Origin of the sequence: Deinococcus marmoris (assembly GCF_001949125.1) — a bacterium.
GTDB lineage: Bacteria > Deinococcota > Deinococci > Deinococcales > Deinococcaceae > Deinococcus > Deinococcus marmoris_A.
Genome location: NZ_MSTI01000077.1, coordinates 209420 through 225121, shown reverse-complemented (window position 1 = coordinate 225121; position 15702 = coordinate 209420). Strand labels below are relative to the sequence as shown.

Annotated in this window: 17 protein-coding genes; 14 read left to right on the top strand and 3 right to left on the bottom strand. The window is 64.2% G+C overall.

Features of this window, described 5'->3' with window-relative positions; all coding sequences use genetic code 11:
• Positions 1-341, bottom strand: a 341-nt coding sequence (locus BOO71_RS26390) for a transposase family protein (RefSeq protein WP_139322920.1), incomplete at its 3' end; no start/stop codon positions are given.
• A 127-nt stretch (positions 342-468) separates the two neighbouring features.
• On the opposite strand from BOO71_RS26390, the gene BOO71_RS12665 reads away from it, so the two are divergent.
• From BOO71_RS12665 to BOO71_RS12625, 9 genes are all read left to right on the top strand, one after another.
• Positions 469-1437 carry a CobW family GTP-binding protein gene (locus BOO71_RS12665; protein WP_075832846.1) on the top strand — a complete coding sequence of 323 codons (969 nt, stop codon included), beginning with the start codon at positions 469-471 and terminating at the stop codon, positions 1435-1437.
• A gap of 60 nt (positions 1438-1497) precedes the next feature.
• Positions 1498-2085: a DUF2231 domain-containing protein gene (locus tag BOO71_RS12660; RefSeq protein ID WP_075832844.1), complete on the top strand. Its 588-nt coding sequence runs from the start codon at positions 1498-1500 to the stop codon at positions 2083-2085.
• 28 nt (positions 2086-2113) lie between these two features.
• The gene (locus BOO71_RS12655) at positions 2114-2593 is read left to right on the top strand and encodes a PaaI family thioesterase (RefSeq protein ID WP_075832842.1); all 480 of its coding nucleotides are present in this window, start codon (positions 2114-2116) and stop codon (positions 2591-2593) included.
• Positions 2594-2784: 191 nt separating this feature from the next.
• Positions 2785-4149 (top strand): NADP-specific glutamate dehydrogenase, encoded by a 1365-nt coding sequence (gdhA, locus tag BOO71_RS12650; protein ID WP_439823025.1) that lies wholly within the window; start codon positions 2785-2787, stop codon positions 4147-4149.
• A 451-nt stretch (positions 4150-4600) separates the two neighbouring features.
• A complete protein-coding gene (locus BOO71_RS12645) occupies positions 4601-6175 on the top strand; it encodes a 2-isopropylmalate synthase (RefSeq protein WP_075832838.1) in 1575 nt (524 codons plus the stop codon).
• Positions 6176-6256: 81 nt separating this feature from the next.
• Positions 6257-6649, top strand: a complete 393-nt coding sequence (locus BOO71_RS12640) for a hypothetical protein (RefSeq protein ID WP_075832836.1) — start codon at positions 6257-6259, stop codon at positions 6647-6649.
• 48 nt (positions 6650-6697) lie between these two features.
• Entirely contained in the window at positions 6698-6940 is a 243-nt protein-coding gene (locus tag BOO71_RS12635) for a hypothetical protein (RefSeq protein ID WP_075832834.1), read from the top strand.
• Positions 6937-7230, top strand: a complete 294-nt coding sequence (locus BOO71_RS12630) for an antibiotic biosynthesis monooxygenase family protein (RefSeq protein ID WP_075832832.1) — start codon at positions 6937-6939, stop codon at positions 7228-7230. The genes BOO71_RS12635 and BOO71_RS12630 overlap by 4 nt, the downstream gene beginning before the upstream one ends.
• Positions 7158-7583, top strand: coding sequence for a low molecular weight protein tyrosine phosphatase family protein (locus tag BOO71_RS12625; protein ID WP_254843142.1), 426 nt, complete (start codon positions 7158-7160; stop codon positions 7581-7583). Before BOO71_RS12630 ends, BOO71_RS12625 begins: the two co-directional genes overlap by 73 nt.
• A gap of 50 nt (positions 7584-7633) precedes the next feature.
• On the opposite strand, the gene BOO71_RS12620 is transcribed toward BOO71_RS12625, so the two are convergent.
• Positions 7634-8155, bottom strand: a complete 522-nt coding sequence (locus tag BOO71_RS12620) for a DUF4388 domain-containing protein (RefSeq protein WP_075832830.1) — start codon at positions 8153-8155, stop codon at positions 7634-7636.
• A 114-nt stretch (positions 8156-8269) separates the two neighbouring features.
• On the opposite strand from BOO71_RS12620, the gene BOO71_RS12615 reads away from it, so the two are divergent.
• From BOO71_RS12615 to BOO71_RS12595, 5 genes are all read left to right on the top strand, one after another.
• Positions 8270-9259 (top strand): ADP-ribosylglycohydrolase family protein, encoded by a 990-nt coding sequence (locus BOO71_RS12615; RefSeq protein WP_075832828.1) that lies wholly within the window; start codon positions 8270-8272, stop codon positions 9257-9259.
• 10 nt (positions 9260-9269) lie between these two features.
• Positions 9270-9815, top strand: coding sequence for a nucleotidyltransferase family protein (locus BOO71_RS12610; RefSeq protein WP_075832826.1), 546 nt, complete (start codon positions 9270-9272; stop codon positions 9813-9815).
• A 103-nt stretch (positions 9816-9918) separates the two neighbouring features.
• Positions 9919-11277, top strand: a complete 1359-nt coding sequence (locus BOO71_RS12605; protein ID WP_083653382.1) for a hypothetical protein — start codon at positions 9919-9921, stop codon at positions 11275-11277.
• Positions 11278-11551: 274 nt separating this feature from the next.
• Positions 11552-12649: a redox-regulated ATPase YchF gene (gene ychF / locus BOO71_RS12600; RefSeq protein WP_075832824.1), complete on the top strand. Its 1098-nt coding sequence runs from the start codon at positions 11552-11554 to the stop codon at positions 12647-12649.
• 490 nt (positions 12650-13139) lie between these two features.
• Complete coding sequence (locus BOO71_RS12595) at positions 13140-14219, top strand: GGDEF domain-containing protein (protein WP_075832822.1); 1080 nt, start codon at positions 13140-13142, stop codon at positions 14217-14219.
• A gap of 171 nt (positions 14220-14390) precedes the next feature.
• Here BOO71_RS12595 and BOO71_RS12590 read toward each other — a convergent pair whose 3' ends face one another.
• Entirely contained in the window at positions 14391-15602 is a 1212-nt protein-coding gene (locus BOO71_RS12590; RefSeq protein WP_075832820.1) for a vWA domain-containing protein, read from the bottom strand.
• Positions 15603-15702 lie beyond the last annotated feature (100 nt).

Sequence of the window (15702 nt, the reverse complement as noted above, 5' to 3'; positions counted from 1 at the left end):
CCGTGGTCGATCAACGCTTTCTTGCCAGGGAGCGAGAATTTTTCACTCTGGATCAGAGCATCGTGGGCGCGCACCACGGTTCGCTGAACCGTGGCCTCATGGACACCCCAGTCCTGGCCGATGTGGAACAACGTACGGTACTCGCGCCAGAACTCCAGCGTCATCAGGAGTTGCGCTCCCAGAGGGAGTGCAGGTGGTCGTCCAGATTTGACTTTGTTGGCATGGCGTCCCTGCAACACGGCCTCCATCTCTGAAAAAGTTTCGGGGGACACACCAGTGAGACGACGAAAACTCGTGCGATTCAGCTTCAGGGCTTGATGATATTTCAGCGTGCCGACCATCCCCCACCCTAGCGCACGACTTTCGCAAGAGGTCTATTGAGCAGACCACACAAAACGTGGCATATCGGGCGGCTTAACTTGTGGCCGCCCAGCCCGCAAAAAGGGGTCAGGCCGCTATCCTGCCCCCATGAACTCCCCCACCCCCGATTCCCGCATTCCCATCATCGTCATCGGCGGCTTTCTGGGCGCGGGCAAAACCACACTGGTCAACCACCTGATCCGCAGCCTGCCGCACCGCTTGGGCGTGATCGTCAATGAATTCGGGCAGGCCGGGGTAGACGGCAGCCTGATCGAGCGCCTTCAGGACGACGTGACTGAGCTGACGGCGGGCTGCCTGTGCTGCACCGGGCGCGATGACCTGCTGCGGGCGCTGGTGACCATCTCCATGCGCGAACAGAAACCTGACGCCGTGATCGTGGAACTCTCCGGCGTGGCCGACCCGACGCCCGTGCTGGCAACTTTGCTGGAACGCGGGGTGCGCGCCGCCTTCCGGGTCACGACGCTGGTGGCGGTGGTGGACGCCCGCCACGTCCTGCAAACCCTGCGCGAACACCCGGAGGCCGCGCGGCAACTGGCCTACGCCAACGTGGTGGTGCTGAACAAGACCGATCTGGCGGACCCGGAGGCGCTGGCACGGGCCGAGGCCACGTTGAAGGGTGTCAATCCGCTGGCCCGCTTAGTTGGCGTGGAGCGCGGCCAGATCGATGCCGACGCCCTGCTGGCCCGCGACGACTTCGATCCACGCGTGCTGGACGGCCAGGAAACCGAGGCACACGCACACACGCCGGATTTGAAGACCTTTACCCTGCGCGCAGAACGTCCGCTCGACCCCTACGAGTGGCAGCGTTTCATGACCAGCTACATCCTGGCGCGGCCCGCCGAGGTTCTGCGGGTCAAGGGCTGGCTGGACTTGCACGGCTACCCGCAGCGCATCCTGTTTCAGGCGGTGCGCGATCTGTTCACCGCCGACGCCTGGGACGACAACAAGGGCGGCAGCGAACTGGTCTTCATCGGACGCGGGCTGGACCGGGAGGAGTACGCGGCGGCCTTTGAAGCCTGCCTGACCCCCGATCCGGCAGACCTGATTCCAGATTGATGAACCGATCTTGAGCATGGGCAGCACGTCGAAACGGGATGACCAGCCTATGCTCTGGGCATGAGTCTTCTTCCCTGGCAAACCGATCAGGACAAGCCCAGCTATCTGGTTGAGGACGCGGTGGTCAACCACGACGCCCTCGAGGAACTGGCCGAGAAACTGCAACTGGCTCTGCGCGGTGCGGAAGGCTTGCTGCCAGACGGCGTGACCGACGTTTTGCACGGCGTTCCACTGGGCCACCCGATTCATCCGATTCTGGTGCACCTGCCGCTGGGCGGGTGGATGATCGCTGGAATGCTGGACTTCTTCCCCGGCCAGAAGTCGGAGGAGACCGAACGGGCCGCCGATCTGGCCCTGACGTTGGGCACGGTGGGCGCAGTCGCCACCATCGCCACCGGCTGGACCGACTGGGCGGGCGCACGCGGCGAGGCCCGGCGCACCGGCCTGATTCACGGTCTGCTCAACGAAACGGCTTTCTTTCTGAACATCGGCTCCATCGTGGCAAGGCGCAAGCAGAAGCGCGGGCTGGGGAAATTACTGTCGGGCACGGCGCTGGGGCTGGCCCTGGCGGGCGGTTTCCTGGGCGGCGAACTGGTCTACCGACACGGCCTGGGCGTGGGCAAGACCCTGAATCACCCTCAAGGCTGAGGCCGCTCCAGCGCCCTATCCTCGCGGTATGACCCTGCATCCCGATCTCAATTTCCCCGCCCCCGAGGACTTCGCCCGCCTGACGCCCGAGGAAGTGGCCGCCCGCATCAATGGGCCGCAGGGCGACGGCCTGAGCGGCACCCTGGGCGCACGCCTCGGCATCCGCTTTCTGAGCGTGACCCGTGAGCGTCTGCGTGCCCAGATGCCGGTGGAGGGCAACCTTCAGCCCGCCGGACGCCTACACGGCGGCGCGAATCTGGCGCTGGCCGAGGAACTGGCAAGCGTGGGTTCCTGGATCAATCTGGACCCCCGCAAACAGGTGGCGGTGGGCGTCGATCTCAGTGGCACGCACGTTCGGGGCGTCTCGGGCGGGATGGTGACCGGAGAGGCGACGCTGGCCTACCGGGGCCGCAGCGTGATGGTCTGGACGGTGGAAATCAGGGATGAGCGCGGGCGGCTGACCAGCATGGCCCGCTGCACCTGCAACGTGGTGTCGGTGGGCGGCTGAGCGCAGATTCGGTGTTGTACTGCCAGCACTCGGGTTAGACAAATCTCCAGAGCTGTCTGGGCGGATTTTCGCGTGCGAGTCGGCCCTTTGCCATAGTGGGACATGATGCTTAGACTCCTTCATAAATTGCGCGGCCCTAAATTGCGCCGCCCTGTCGCCCTTCTGTGTGGCCCGATACCGGGAGCTGTCGCTTGGGCCGCGCCGTGAGCAGCGACAGCCTGGGCAGCGTGCAGGACTTTCTGAACAGCGTCACGCACATGAACCGCAATCAGCCGGAGTTTTTGCAGGCCGTCGAGGAGGTCATGGAAAGCCTGTGGCCGTTCTTGCAGGAGCATCCGCAGTACGCACGGCAAAGCCTGCTCAAGCGGCTGGTAGAACCCGAGCGCGTCATCATCTTCCGGGTGTGCTGGATCGACGACAGCGGCGAGGTGCAGGTCAACCGGGGCTACCGCATCCAGCACAGCAGCGCAATCGGGCCGTACAAGGGCGGGCTGCGCTTTCATCCCAGCGTCAACCTCTCGATCCTGAAATTCCTGGCCTTCGAGCAGACCTTCAAGAATGCCCTGACCACCCTGCCGATGGGCGGCGGCAAGGGCGGCAGCGACTTCGATCCCAAGGGCAAGAGCGATCTGGAGGTGATGCGGTTCTGTCAGGCGTTCATGACCGAACTGTTCCGGCATATCGGCGCGGATACCGACGTGCCCGCCGGGGACATCGGCGTGGGCGGGCGCGAGATCGGCTACCTGTCGGGCATGATGAAAAAGCTGACCAACCGCGCCGATCCGGTGTTCACGGGCAAGGGCCTGACCTACGGCGGCTCGCTGATTCGCCCGGAGGCCACCGGCTACGGCACGGTCTACTTCGTGCAGGAGATGCTGGAACACGAGGGCCGCGCGCTGGACGGCCTGCGCGTTTCGGTGTCCGGTTCCGGCAACGTCGCGCAGTACGCCATCGAGAAAGCCATGCAACTGGGCGCGAAGGTGGTCACGGTTTCGGATTCAGGCGGCACCGCCGTGGACGAGGACGGTTTCACGCCCGACAAACTGGCCACCCTGATGGAACTCCGCAACGAACGACAGGGCCGGGTGGAGGAATACGCCCGTCTGGTGGGCGCGCAGTACCACGCGGGCGCGCGGCCCTGGGGCGTGGCGGTGGACGTGGCCCTGCCCTGCGCCACCCAGAACGAGCTGGACGAGGAGGACGCCGCCACGTTGATTAAAAACGGCGCGCTGGCCGTGGCCGAGGGGGCCAACATGCCCTGCACCTTCGAGGCGGCCAAACGCTTTGAGGAGGCCAGCGTGCTGTACGCGCCCGGCAAGGCCAGCAACGCAGGCGGCGTGGCCACCAGCGGCCTGGAGATGAGCCAGAACGCCCAACGCCTGAACTGGACCCGCGACGAGGTGGACGCCCGCCTGCACGAGATCATGCGCGGCATTCACCGGGCGGCCCTGATCCACGGACGGCGGCCCGACGGCACCCTGAGTTACCTTCAGGGCGCGAACGTGGCCGGATTTGTGAAGGTGGCCCAGGCGATGCTGGAGCAAGGGGTGGTGTGAGGGACGGGATGGATTGGTGGGTTAGGAAATGGTCTTGGGGTGGTTTCCACGGTTTAACCCTTCTGCTTCGCAGCTCTGCGAGTCCGGCCCTTCGGGGCACCTTCCCTCAAGGGGAGGCAAGTGGATGGCGTATGGCACGATGTACAGCCACTTTTGGCTCCCCTTGAGGGGAGCTGGCTGCGAAGCAGACTGAGGGGTTCGCCTTCCAACCCACCGCACATTCGCCCCCTGAATCAGACTTCGCTTAAGCCGCGCGTCTAGATACCCCCTTGCCTCCAGACCCTTCCATCCGTTACAGTTGCCCGCATGATCCGCTCTGGCCTCCTTCTTATCCGTCCTCCGGTGGAGTGAACGGCCAGGCAAGTATGGCCCGCCCAATCCCCCGGAGGAGTCCCCTTCGGGGGATTTTTTATGCCGCCTCTTACCTCAAGTCTAAAAAATAGGAGTCCACATGACCCAGCCGCAGAAGAGCCAGCCGCAAAGCACAGACCGCATCATCATCTTCGACACCACCCTGCGTGACGGCGAGCAATCCCCCGGCGTGGCGCTGAACCACTCCCAGAAGCTGGAAATCGCGCACCAGTTGGCGCGGCTGGGCGTGGACGTGATTGAGGCGGGCTTTCCCATCGCCAGCCCCGGCGATCTGGAAGGCGTGTCCCGCATTGCGCGCGAGGTGCGTGGGCCGATCATCACCGGACTGGCACGGGCCGGGAAAGCCGACATTGAAGCGGCGGCCAGAGCGGTGGAAGCTGCCGGGAAGCCCCGCATCCACACCTTTATCGCCACCAGCCCGATTCACATGGCCAAGAAACTGAATCTGGAACCCGACGCCGTGGTGGAACGCGCCGTGCAGGCCGTGACGCTGGCCCGTTCCTTCGTGGACGACGTGGAATTCAGCGCCGAGGACGCCACCCGCAGCGACTGGGACTTCCTGAGCCGGATTTTCAAGGCGACGGTGGAGGCGGGCGCAACAACCATCAACGTGCCCGACACCGTGGGCTACACCACGCCCGACGAAATGCGAAAGCTGTTCGCGTTCCTGAAGGCTGAATTGCCCGCCCACGTCATCCTGAGCAGCCACTGTCACGACGATCTGGGTATGGCGGTGGCCAACTCCATCGCGGCGGCAGAGGGCGGCGCACGCCAGATTGAATGCACCATCAACGGCATCGGTGAACGCGCCGGGAACGCCAGCCTGGAAGAGATCGTGATGGCCTTTCACACCCGCGCCGATCACTACGGCTACACCACGGGTATCCAGACCCGCGAGCTGTACCGCTCCAGCCGCATGATCAGCCGCCTGAGCGGGATGCCCGTGCAGCCCAACAAGGCCATCGTGGGCGACAACGCCTTCGCACACGAGTCCGGTATTCATCAGGACGGCGTGATCAAGGCGCGCGAGACCTACGAGATCATGAACGCCGAGCTGGTGGGCCGCGAAGCCGCCGTGCTGGTGATGGGCAAGCACTCGGGCCGCGCCGCCTTCCGCAAGGCGCTGACCGATCTGGGCTATGCCGACATGCCCGACGACAAAGTGCAGCACCTGTTCGGGCGCTTCAAGGACCTGGCAGACCGCAAGGGCCAGATCTTCAGCGACGATCTGCGCGCTTTGGTGGATTCCCGCAGTGACGTGCCACAGACCTTTTCGCTGGAAGGCTTCCAGATCACGTCCGGCATGAACATGACCCCAGTGGCCTTCGTGCGCCTGCAAACGCCTGACGGTCCGATTGACGCCACGGCGCACGGCGACGGCCCGGTGGAGGCCGCGTTCGGGGCCATCAACAAGATCACGGGCCTGTCGCCCACGCTGGAGAGCTACCGCATTCAGGCCGTCACGCAGGGCGGCGACGCGCTGGGCGAGGTCAGCGTCAGCGCCCGCCACGGCGAAACGCTACTGCACGGTCTGGGCGTGGCGACGGATGTGGTAGAGGCCAGCGCCCGCGCCTGGATTCGCATTCAGAACATGATCGTGGCTGGCATGGGGGCCGAGCGGCGGCAGGGAGAATTTGCGCCGGGGCGCATCTGATCACGCAGTAGCCGAAAAAGGCAGGGCCAGAATCGGAGGAGGGTCACCCTCTGATCTGGCCTGACCTTTTAAAGTCTGCGGGTGAAACGTCTACTGGCCCTTTTCCTCGCTTTCTTCGTCTTCCTGCCTGCCACGTTCATGATTATTGGCCTGTGGCAAGCGGGCTGGGTGTGGGCAGCGATACCCGGCTGGTACTGGGGGGCGGCGCTGTTGTACGGTCTGTCCTGTCTGGCCGGGATGCTTCTGATTCTCAGCGCCAAGCCGCACCTGTCCTTTACCGCACGAATGCTGCGGTGCGCAGCGGGCCTGGGATTGCCCTTTTCCTCCTTCGCGCTTAGCGGCGACGGTCTGCGGGGCGAATTCATCACCGGAAATCTGACGTCTGCCCTGCTGCTCAGAATCCCCGTATTGCTGGTCATGGCCCTTGTGTTTGGAGCTGTGGCTGCCAGCATTCAGCAGCGCAGAGCGGCATGAAGCAGTGAACTCAAACCGCTTGGCAGCGACAAAATCTCTGGAGACATCATGATCCCACACCCATCTCCCGTCTCAACCAACGCTTTCCACGCCCGCGCCGCAGAACTCGAATTGAACGCCAGTTGCGAGTTGCTCACGGCGCACTCGCTGGGCACCATGACCACCAGCAAACCGGGCGGGCAAGTGCTGAAACTCGGTAAGGGCATCGGCCTGGGCAGCGCGTATCTGGCATCAGTGGTCCGTATCTGGACTGGGCAGGTGGTCTGCGTGAAGCTAGAGTTAGGCGCATGATTCAGGAAATCGCCGTCCTCCACATTCGCCCCGGCCAGACCGCCGAGTTTGAAACTGCCTTTGCCGGGGCGCAGCGGATTATTGCCAGCATGAAAGGCTATGTGCGCCACGAGTTGCAACACTGCCTGGAGGATGACCACAAATACGCCCTGCTGGTGTGGTGGGACACGCTGGAGGACCACACCGAAGGTTTTCGCGGCAGCGCCGAATACCAGGAGTGGCGCTCATTGCTGCACCACTTCTACGATCCGTTCCCGATAGTGGAGCATTACGCGAGGGTGCTGCCCTGACCCGGCCCCTGCGCGTGGTGTTCATCTGCGCCCAGAACAAGTTGCGGAGTCCCACAGCAGAGGCGATCTTCCGCGACTCAGCCGACTGGGAGGTGGCCCCGGCGGGAACCCACCACGACGCCGAAACGCCCGTCAGTGGAGACCTGCTGGAATGGGCCGATGTGGCCGTGTGCATGGAAAAGCGGCACCGGGACGTGTTGCGCCAGCGTTTCAGGGGCGCGCTGCCGGATGACCGCATCCTCACGCTGGGCATTCCCGACGACTACGACTTCATGGACCCGGAACTGGTGAGCATGTTGCGCCGACTGGTGCCGGGACGATTAGAGAGGATCAGACCGCGAGACAGCAAATAGAACGCCCGACTATTCCCGTTTACCTGCAAGGACACTTCCAGATCAGGCGACTAGAATTCCTCGATCAGCCCGGCCATTACGAAGGGGCGCAGGGTTTCCAGAACGGTGCGGGGCGACTCGCCGCTACGTTCCAGAATGCTGCGGATATCGAGTTCCTGCGAGACCAGTTTCAGGGCGCGGAACTGCGGCTGCGTGACGGGCTGGGCCTCGGACCAGCGGGGGGTAAAACGCAGGCGGCGCTGCCAGTCGGGGAAGGTCCGCAGCAGCGGCTCCCAGGCGTCGGTTTCCTCGAACAGACGGCGCAGCGCCGAATCGCGGTGCAGGTGCAGGCTGCGTTCTGGGGCGCTGACACCCGGCTCGAAGATGAACGAGCCGCTGCTCAGGCTGGCCAGCAGTTGCAGGGCCGGATCGCCGCTCAACTGGCCGCAGCGGGCGTGGACGATCTCGCCGCGCTCCAGCCACAGTTGGCCCCCGCGCACATGGTCCACACTCAGCAGCCCGTCGCGGCCACTGGTCAGAAGCATCTGCATGACGGAAAGGAAGGGGAAAACTGCAAGGTCACCGCGCACCATAAAGTAAAGACAGTGTAATGCGATTTTGAATTGAATGATGTGCTGTTCTTGCCCCCCCCCACTGGGCGGGGTGCCGGAGAACCGCTGGTCTGGGCGGCCATGCCAGAATGCCCCATGACCGATGTGACCGGGACGCTCTTTTCGCTGGCGGCGGCAGACGCGCTGGGGGCCGCCACCGAGTTCAAGACGCCCCAGGCCATCGCGTCCCGCTACGGGCCAATATTCACGGACTATCAGCCGGGCAGCGTGTTCGGCTTCGCGCCCGGCGAGGCCACCGACGATACCCAGATGGTGGTGGCGACGCTACTGGGTTACGCCCGCAAAACTGGTCTGGAAGGCGTGCTGGCCGCCCTGCGCGAGTGGCTGGCGGCGGGGCCACCGGACGTGGGCGGCCTGACCGGCGCGGCCCTGCGTTTCAATGCAATGGACGGAGGTGTGCGCGCGTGGCAGGGCAGCGGCTTCCAGAGCGCCGGAAACGGCGGCCTGATGCGAATCGCCGCCGTGTGGATCGCCGGATACCGGGGCGCTGAGTTGGCCCACGCGTCGGCTGCCGTGACCGCCCTGACCCACGCCGATCCCCGCTGCGTCTATGCCTCGGTGTTTCTGACGGCCTTTCTGGAGGCGCTGGCCGGGGGGCAGCCCTACGCCGGAGCCGCCGCTGCCGCGCTACAACTCACCGACGATTTCGATGCCCGCGCCGCCCTGCTGGACGCTGGCCTTTTCGGGATCGATACCCGCGATGCCCACACGGCCTTCCGGGACCGCGAGCGGCAGGCCCGCGCCGAGGTCCGCGCCCGCGTGCGCTCCGGCCTGGGCGGAAAACTGACCTCCCAGAGCGGTTTCGTGCTGGATACGCTGGAAGCCGCCGTGAAACATGCGGGGGCCGGGACGTGGCACGCCTGCGTGGAACCCGCCGTGCTGCTGGGAGACGACAGCGACACGGTGGCCTGCGTGGTGGGGGCCGTCGCCGGGGCGCGCGGGCTGGAGGTGCCCCCTCATCTGCTGCCGCCGCTGCGCCTGGGTCACACCTGGCCGGGCTGGCAGCGTGACTGGGCCTGCACCGAGCATTTTCCGGCAGTGGTGCAGGCTGCCCAGGCAAAGTGAACGGGCGGGCATGAACGACGCCGAATTCCTACGGCTGGTGCGCCTGAATCCGGTCAACGCGGCCCTCCTGGAGCGTCTGCCCGAACTGGGCGTGGAGCAGGCCCATCTGGTGGCCGGGGCACTGTTCGGCACCGTCTGGAACGTGCAGAGCGGGCAACCGCCAGCCGCCCAGATCAGGGATTACGACCTCTTCTACTGGGACGACGACCCCAGCTACGCCGCCGAGGACGCCGTGATCCGCCGGGCCGGGGAACTGTTCGCCGATCTGGACGCCCCCATCGAGGTCCGCAATCAGGCGCGCGTCCACCTGTGGTTTAACCAAAAATTCGGGCAGGACCGCCCGGCCCTGGGCAGCGTCCGCGAGGGCATCGATCAGTTTCTGGTGGAATGCACCTGCGTGGGCGTCAGTGCGCGCGGCGAGGTGTATGCCCCTTACGGCCTGGAGGACATGGCCGCCGGGATTCTGCGCCCCAATCCCCTCAACCACACCCCTGGCCTGTGCGCCGCCAAGATCGCCGATTACGTGCGGCGCTGGCCCTGGCTGCGGACGCCGTAACGGCGGAGAACGGGACTGACTGTCAGGGTCCAGGCCCCGGTCTGCACCGCTGCTGGCGCGCACGCAGACATCCGTCAGCTCCAGGCCCTACACTGGCGCACAAGTGAAAGCCATCAATGACCGCGAGGAAAGATCTGTAACAGAGGACGGCAGGGCCGCGCACGCCCCCACCAGGGCCACCGGGCGAACCCTGCTCCGCGCCGGTTTCCTGCTGGGCGCGCTCACGCTGGCGCTGACGGCCTGCGTACCGACGCAGATGACCGACCCGCGCACCATCGTTCCCGACAACGATCCATCGGTGGGGCCAGCCTATTCCGGCCCGCTGGTCATTACGCGGGGCGGCACCTACCAGGGCAACTGGCAGAGTTTCGACCCGGCGGTTCCGGCGGTGATGGTCCGCACCCGCGAACCCGTGATCATCGAGAACTCTGTCGTGCGGGGACGGGGCGATCTGATCCGGGGCGAGGAAGCCAACCTGACCCTGCGCAACACCACCGGCTACGGCCTCAATCCCCTGACCAATGGCGCGTTTCCGGGGCGCTTCCTGTCGGTCTACAGGGCGGTCAATCTGGTGGTGGAGAACAACACGCTGCGGGGAACGTCGGGCATGTACGTCAACCTGTTCGTGGGCGATTCCACTGCCGGGCAGACCCTCAAGTTTCTTCGCAACCGGGTCAGCAATGTCGATGGACGGTTTGTCACGCAGATGGGCAAACTGACCGGAAAGCGCTATTACGTTCAGGCCATCCAACTGAACGCGGTCAACCGGGTGCCCGGCATCGAGATCGCGTGGAACGAGATCGTCAACGCGCCGGGCCACAGCGCCGTCGAGGAAAACATCAGCATGTACGAATCCGGGGGAACAGCGGCCAGCCCGGTCCAGATTCACGACAACTACATCGACGGGGCCTACGCCGTCCGCCCGCTGAACGACCGCGAGTATTCGGGCGGGGGCATCATGCTGGGTGACGGGCTTCAGACCGATATGAACGTGGTCGGCGGCTATGTCGATGTGTACAACAACCAGATCCTGCGCACCTCCAATCAGGGAATCGCCGTGGCGGGCGGGCACAACCAGCGGGTCTACGGCAACCGGATCATCTCCAGTGGCCGCCTGCCCAGCGGCGAGATCAATCCCCACGCCAACGTCGGAATCTACGTCTGGAACAGCCAGGCCAGGGGCGCGCAAGGCTCCGCGACCTTTTTCAACAACTCGGTGCAGAACAACCTGATCGGCTGGACCCGTTTCGATTCCAGGGGCCAGGTGTACTACAACAACCTGTGGGCACCCAGTTGCCTGGCAGCCAGCGGAAACATCTGCAAGGACAACCAGGACTGGCCCGTACCGATCAGCCAGGAAGTCGAGCGCCAGGAACTGACCCTGTGGCAGAAGAAACTGCGGGACGCGAACATCGTGGTGGGCGTTCCAGCAACGTCCACGACAGCCACGACGCTGCCCTGAATCGGCGCATCTCCGGTCATTGCAGGGAACAGGCCAGAATCCGCAGAAGTTGAAGCCTGGGCTGCCATGCCACGGGCCTGCGCTGTCCACCTTCCTGGAGCAGATTCCATAAGCAGGAAGGTCTGCTGGACGCTGGCGGGCGGCCCCCAGCTTCGCCTGACCTGACAGGACTTCTGGTCAACCTGCGCCAGACCGCGCCATCACGTACACTGTCAGGGTTGCCGCGCCGCCGCCCCAGTCCGGGTCAGGCTGGCGCAGGCGGAGGAGAGAACGTATGGGATTAGCGATTGGAATTGTCGGATTACCGAATGTCGGAAAAAGCACGCTGTTCAACGCCATCACGCGCGCCGGGGCGCTGGCGGCCAATTACCCCTTTGCCACCATCGAGCCGAACGTGGGCCGCGTCATGGTGCCGGACGAGCGCCTGAGTGCCCTGAGCCGGGTCTTTACCAAGGGAGACCGCGTGCCGCCGATCATTCCCACCTTCGTGGAATTCGTGGATATCGCGGGGCTGGTCAAGGGGGCCAGCACGGGCGAGGGCCTGGGCAACCAGTTTCTGGCCAACATCCGCGAAGCCGACGCGATTGCCCATGTGGTGCGCTGCTTCGCCGATGACAACGTGGTGCATGTGGCGGGCACCGTGGACCCGCTGGACGACATCGAGACCATCAACACCGAACTGATTCTGGCGGACCTGTCAGGGCTGGAAAAACGCCTGGGCAACCTCCAGAAAAAGGGCAAGGGCGGCGACAAGGAAGCGAGGGAACACGCCGAGCTGGCCGAAGCCATTCTGGCGGTGCTGGGCGAGGGCAAACCCGCCCGCGCGGGCAGCTACGAAGCGCCCATTCCCAAAGAATTCGGTCTGATCACTATCAAGCCCGTGATCTACGTGGCGAACGTGGGCGAGGACGATCTGACCGCCGACAACGACTTTGTGCGTCAGGTGCGCGAGTACGCCGCCGCCGAGGGCGCAAGCGTGGTCAAGATCAGCGCGCAGATCGAGGGCGAACTGGCCGAGATGCCCGAGGACGAGGCCCGCGAATTCCTGACCGATCTGGGCGTCACCGAGAGCGGCCTGGACCAACTGGTGCAGGTGGGCTACGAAACGCTGGGCCTGATCACCTTCATCACCAGCGGCGAGAAGGAAGTGCGCGCCTGGACCATCCGCGACGGCGAGAAGGCCCCGGAGGCTGCCGGAGAAATCCACAGCGATCTGGAGCGGGGCTTCATCCGCGCCGAGGTCATCGAGTGGGACAAGATGGTGGAAGCCGGGGGCTGGGTGGGGGCCAAGGGCAAGGGCTGGGTCCGCACCGAGGGCAAGGAATACGTGATGAAGGACGGCGACATCATGAACGTGCTGCACAGCTCGTAGCGTCAGACCTAACCTTATTGGCGCGGCGTCAGCATGCAGACCAGAGTAATCTGACACCAACTACATAAGACTGTCATTTCGGACGGAAACACAGAGACGAGGAACCTTGGGCTGCAATTCAGGATTCCTCGTCCCCGCTTTTCTAGCCCATGTTCATATCCTCATTCAGACGCTTGTAGCCTTCCCCAGAGCCGAAGGGTAGACCCGCATCAGCGCGACTGAAGCAGACCGACGACAGAACCTGACGCGAAACAGCCCCTGCCGGTCCGTGGGTCCCTGGGAAAGAAGGGGCGGCGGCAGCATGAACCGCCACTAGAAGCTGGATGAACGAAACAGTTAAATGGTCACGCGACCATCTGTGTATGCTGAATCCAGCATTCTCCCTCTGTAGCCCTGCCTGCGATTTCACGATTCTGATCAGGGCTGATCTGGTCAGTTTGCACGCGAACGCATCCGCTCTCATCGACTGGCCTCTTTCTGTGGAGTCTCATTGTCCGTTCCTCCCCGCCGCCCATCAGCCGCTTCATCACCGCCTGCGTGGCCAACCGGGCAGCGGCGGATGTTTCTGCTGGTGGTGATCATCGAGGTGTGTGCCAGTCTGGCGGCGCTGTGGTCCCAGGCACCGGCTTTCGACACGCTGGATGTGTGGGCACTGCCCCTACTGTCGGTCACGATGCTGGGGGTCCAACTGCTGCTCGCCAGGGGCGTCATCCGCTTCGAGACCGCCACCTCGGTGGCCTTCTTGGGGGCCAGCCTGTATCTGCTGCTGGCCCTGAGCCATCAGTTTGATCCATTGCCCGCAGGGGTCAGACGACTCTCAGAGAACACCTACTGGTTTGCCGTCCTCTATACGTCCATCTTTTACATCTACCCGCCGCGCCGCGCCGTCAGCCGCGCCCTGCTGATCCTGGGCATCTCCACAGTCATCTGCGGTGGCAACCTGATCCTGACGGTTCCAGCCAACATGCAGCTCAATCTGCTCAGTGCCACGGCGCAGTTTTTGCTGAGCAGCAGCGTACTGATCCTGATCCAGGCCACCTTTGGGGTGCAGCGGGCGCAGCTTCTGGCCTCGCGCTCTGCGGCCCTGATCGATGTGCTGACCGGCGTCGCCAACCGCCGCGCCGCCGAGGAACGCCTGCGGGAATTGGCAGGGAAAAGAGCCACTTATACGGTGGTGCTTTTTGACCTGGACCATTTCAAACAGATCAACGACAGGCACGGCCACGCCACGGGCGACCGGGTACTGCGGGCGGTGGCGCAACTGTCCCAGGACCTGTTGCCGCAGGGCGGCATGGTGGCCCGCTGGGGCGGCGAGGAATTCCTGCTGATCCTGCCCGCACTGGGCGACACCCAGGTCAGAAAGCTGCTGAACAACCTGCGCAACGAATTACGGCAGCAACGCCACGGCGAGGTGGTGGGCGTCACGGCCTCATTCGGGGTGGCCAGCGCCGCAGCAGGAGAGTCGTCCGACGACGTGGTGGCCCGTGCCGATGAGGCGATGTACAGCGCCAAGCAGCAGGGCCGCAACGACATCCGTCTGGCCGAGTGGCGGCGCAATACGGTTTACTGAGCCACAGCCTCAGAAGTCTTGACTGACCAGACAGAGCATGCGCGGCTTCCCCCGCACCAAACACTTTCTCTGAAGGCTGTCCGGGATGAGATTCCCGTCCCTGCTGTCGCTCTGTGACCGAACCGCAAAAAAGGCGGTAGGCCCTCGCCGCCGCCCTTCTCCTTCCAGACTTTAGTTCACCAGTTTGGTCTTGTTGGTCACGAAGTCCATCAACACGTACTGGCCGATGTTCTGAGGCGTGGTGAAGTACGCCTTGCCGCGCGTCATCTCGGAAACGCGTTTCACGAAGCCCACCAGTTCAGGATCGCGGGCCAGCATGAAGGTGTTGACCTGAATACCGGAGCGGCGGCAGTTGGCGACTTCCCGCAGGGTTGCACCCAGCACGTAGGGATCGAGGCCATAAGCGTTCTTATAAATCCGTCCATCCGGCAGCGTCAGGGCGCTGGGCTTGCCGTCGGTGATCATCACGATCTGCTTCATGTCCTTGTTCTCACGCTTGAGCAGTTGCTGGGCCAGCCGCAGCCCGCCTGCCGTGTTGGTGTGGTATGGCCCGATCTGCGCCTGCGCCAGCTTGCTTACGGGCACTTCCTCGGCACTGTCGTGGAACAGCACGAATTTCACGGTGTCGCTGGGGTACTGCGTGCGGATCAGGTGGGCCAGGGCCAGCGCCACCTGCTTGGCGGGGGTAAAGCGGTCCTCGCCGTACAGGATCATGGAGTGCGAGCAGTCCAGCAGCACCACCGTGGCCGCCGAGGAGTTGTACTCGGCCTGACGGATGACCAGATCGGATTCCTCCATGTTCTCCATGCCCTTGCTCAGCACGTTGCCCAGGGTGGCGGTGGTATCCAGGTTCAGGGTGTCGCCAAACTCGTAGTTCTTGAGTTCGCCGGACATCTCCACGCCGCTGGCGTACTCGCGGGTGTCGTGCGCGCCCGCGCTGCTGCGGCCCAGGCCGCCCATCAGATCGCGCAGGGACTTGTAGCCCAGGAAATCGATGCTCTTGTCGGTCAGTTGGAAGGTGGCCTCGCCGCCCTGTCCCGCGCCGCCCTGACCGTCCTGATCCTCAAATTCCTTGCGGATAAAGCCGTCCTGCTGGAGCTTGTCCATCAGGTTCTTGATCTGCTGGCCCAGCGCCGTGTCGTGGATGTCTGCCGACTGCATGGCTTCCATGAGCTGCTCTTCGGGAATCATGTTGCGCTCGGCCAGGGCTTCCAGGATGGCGTCGAACAGATCATCCATGCTGGGACGCGCGTTGGGATCGGGGTCGTAGGGATCGTTCATGCCCTGTCCCAGCAAAGCTTCCTGGATCATCTGCATCAGCTCGCTGGAATCGAGTTGATCCAGTTCGCCCTCAAACTTGCTGTACCGCGTGATGCGCGCCATGTGGTGACCTCCGTATGCGTACAGCATGGCGCGTGTGGGCCACAGCGTTTGTAAGCGGCGTTTGTAAGGCTGGGAGCGGGCAGGCGGCGTTGCAGGAATC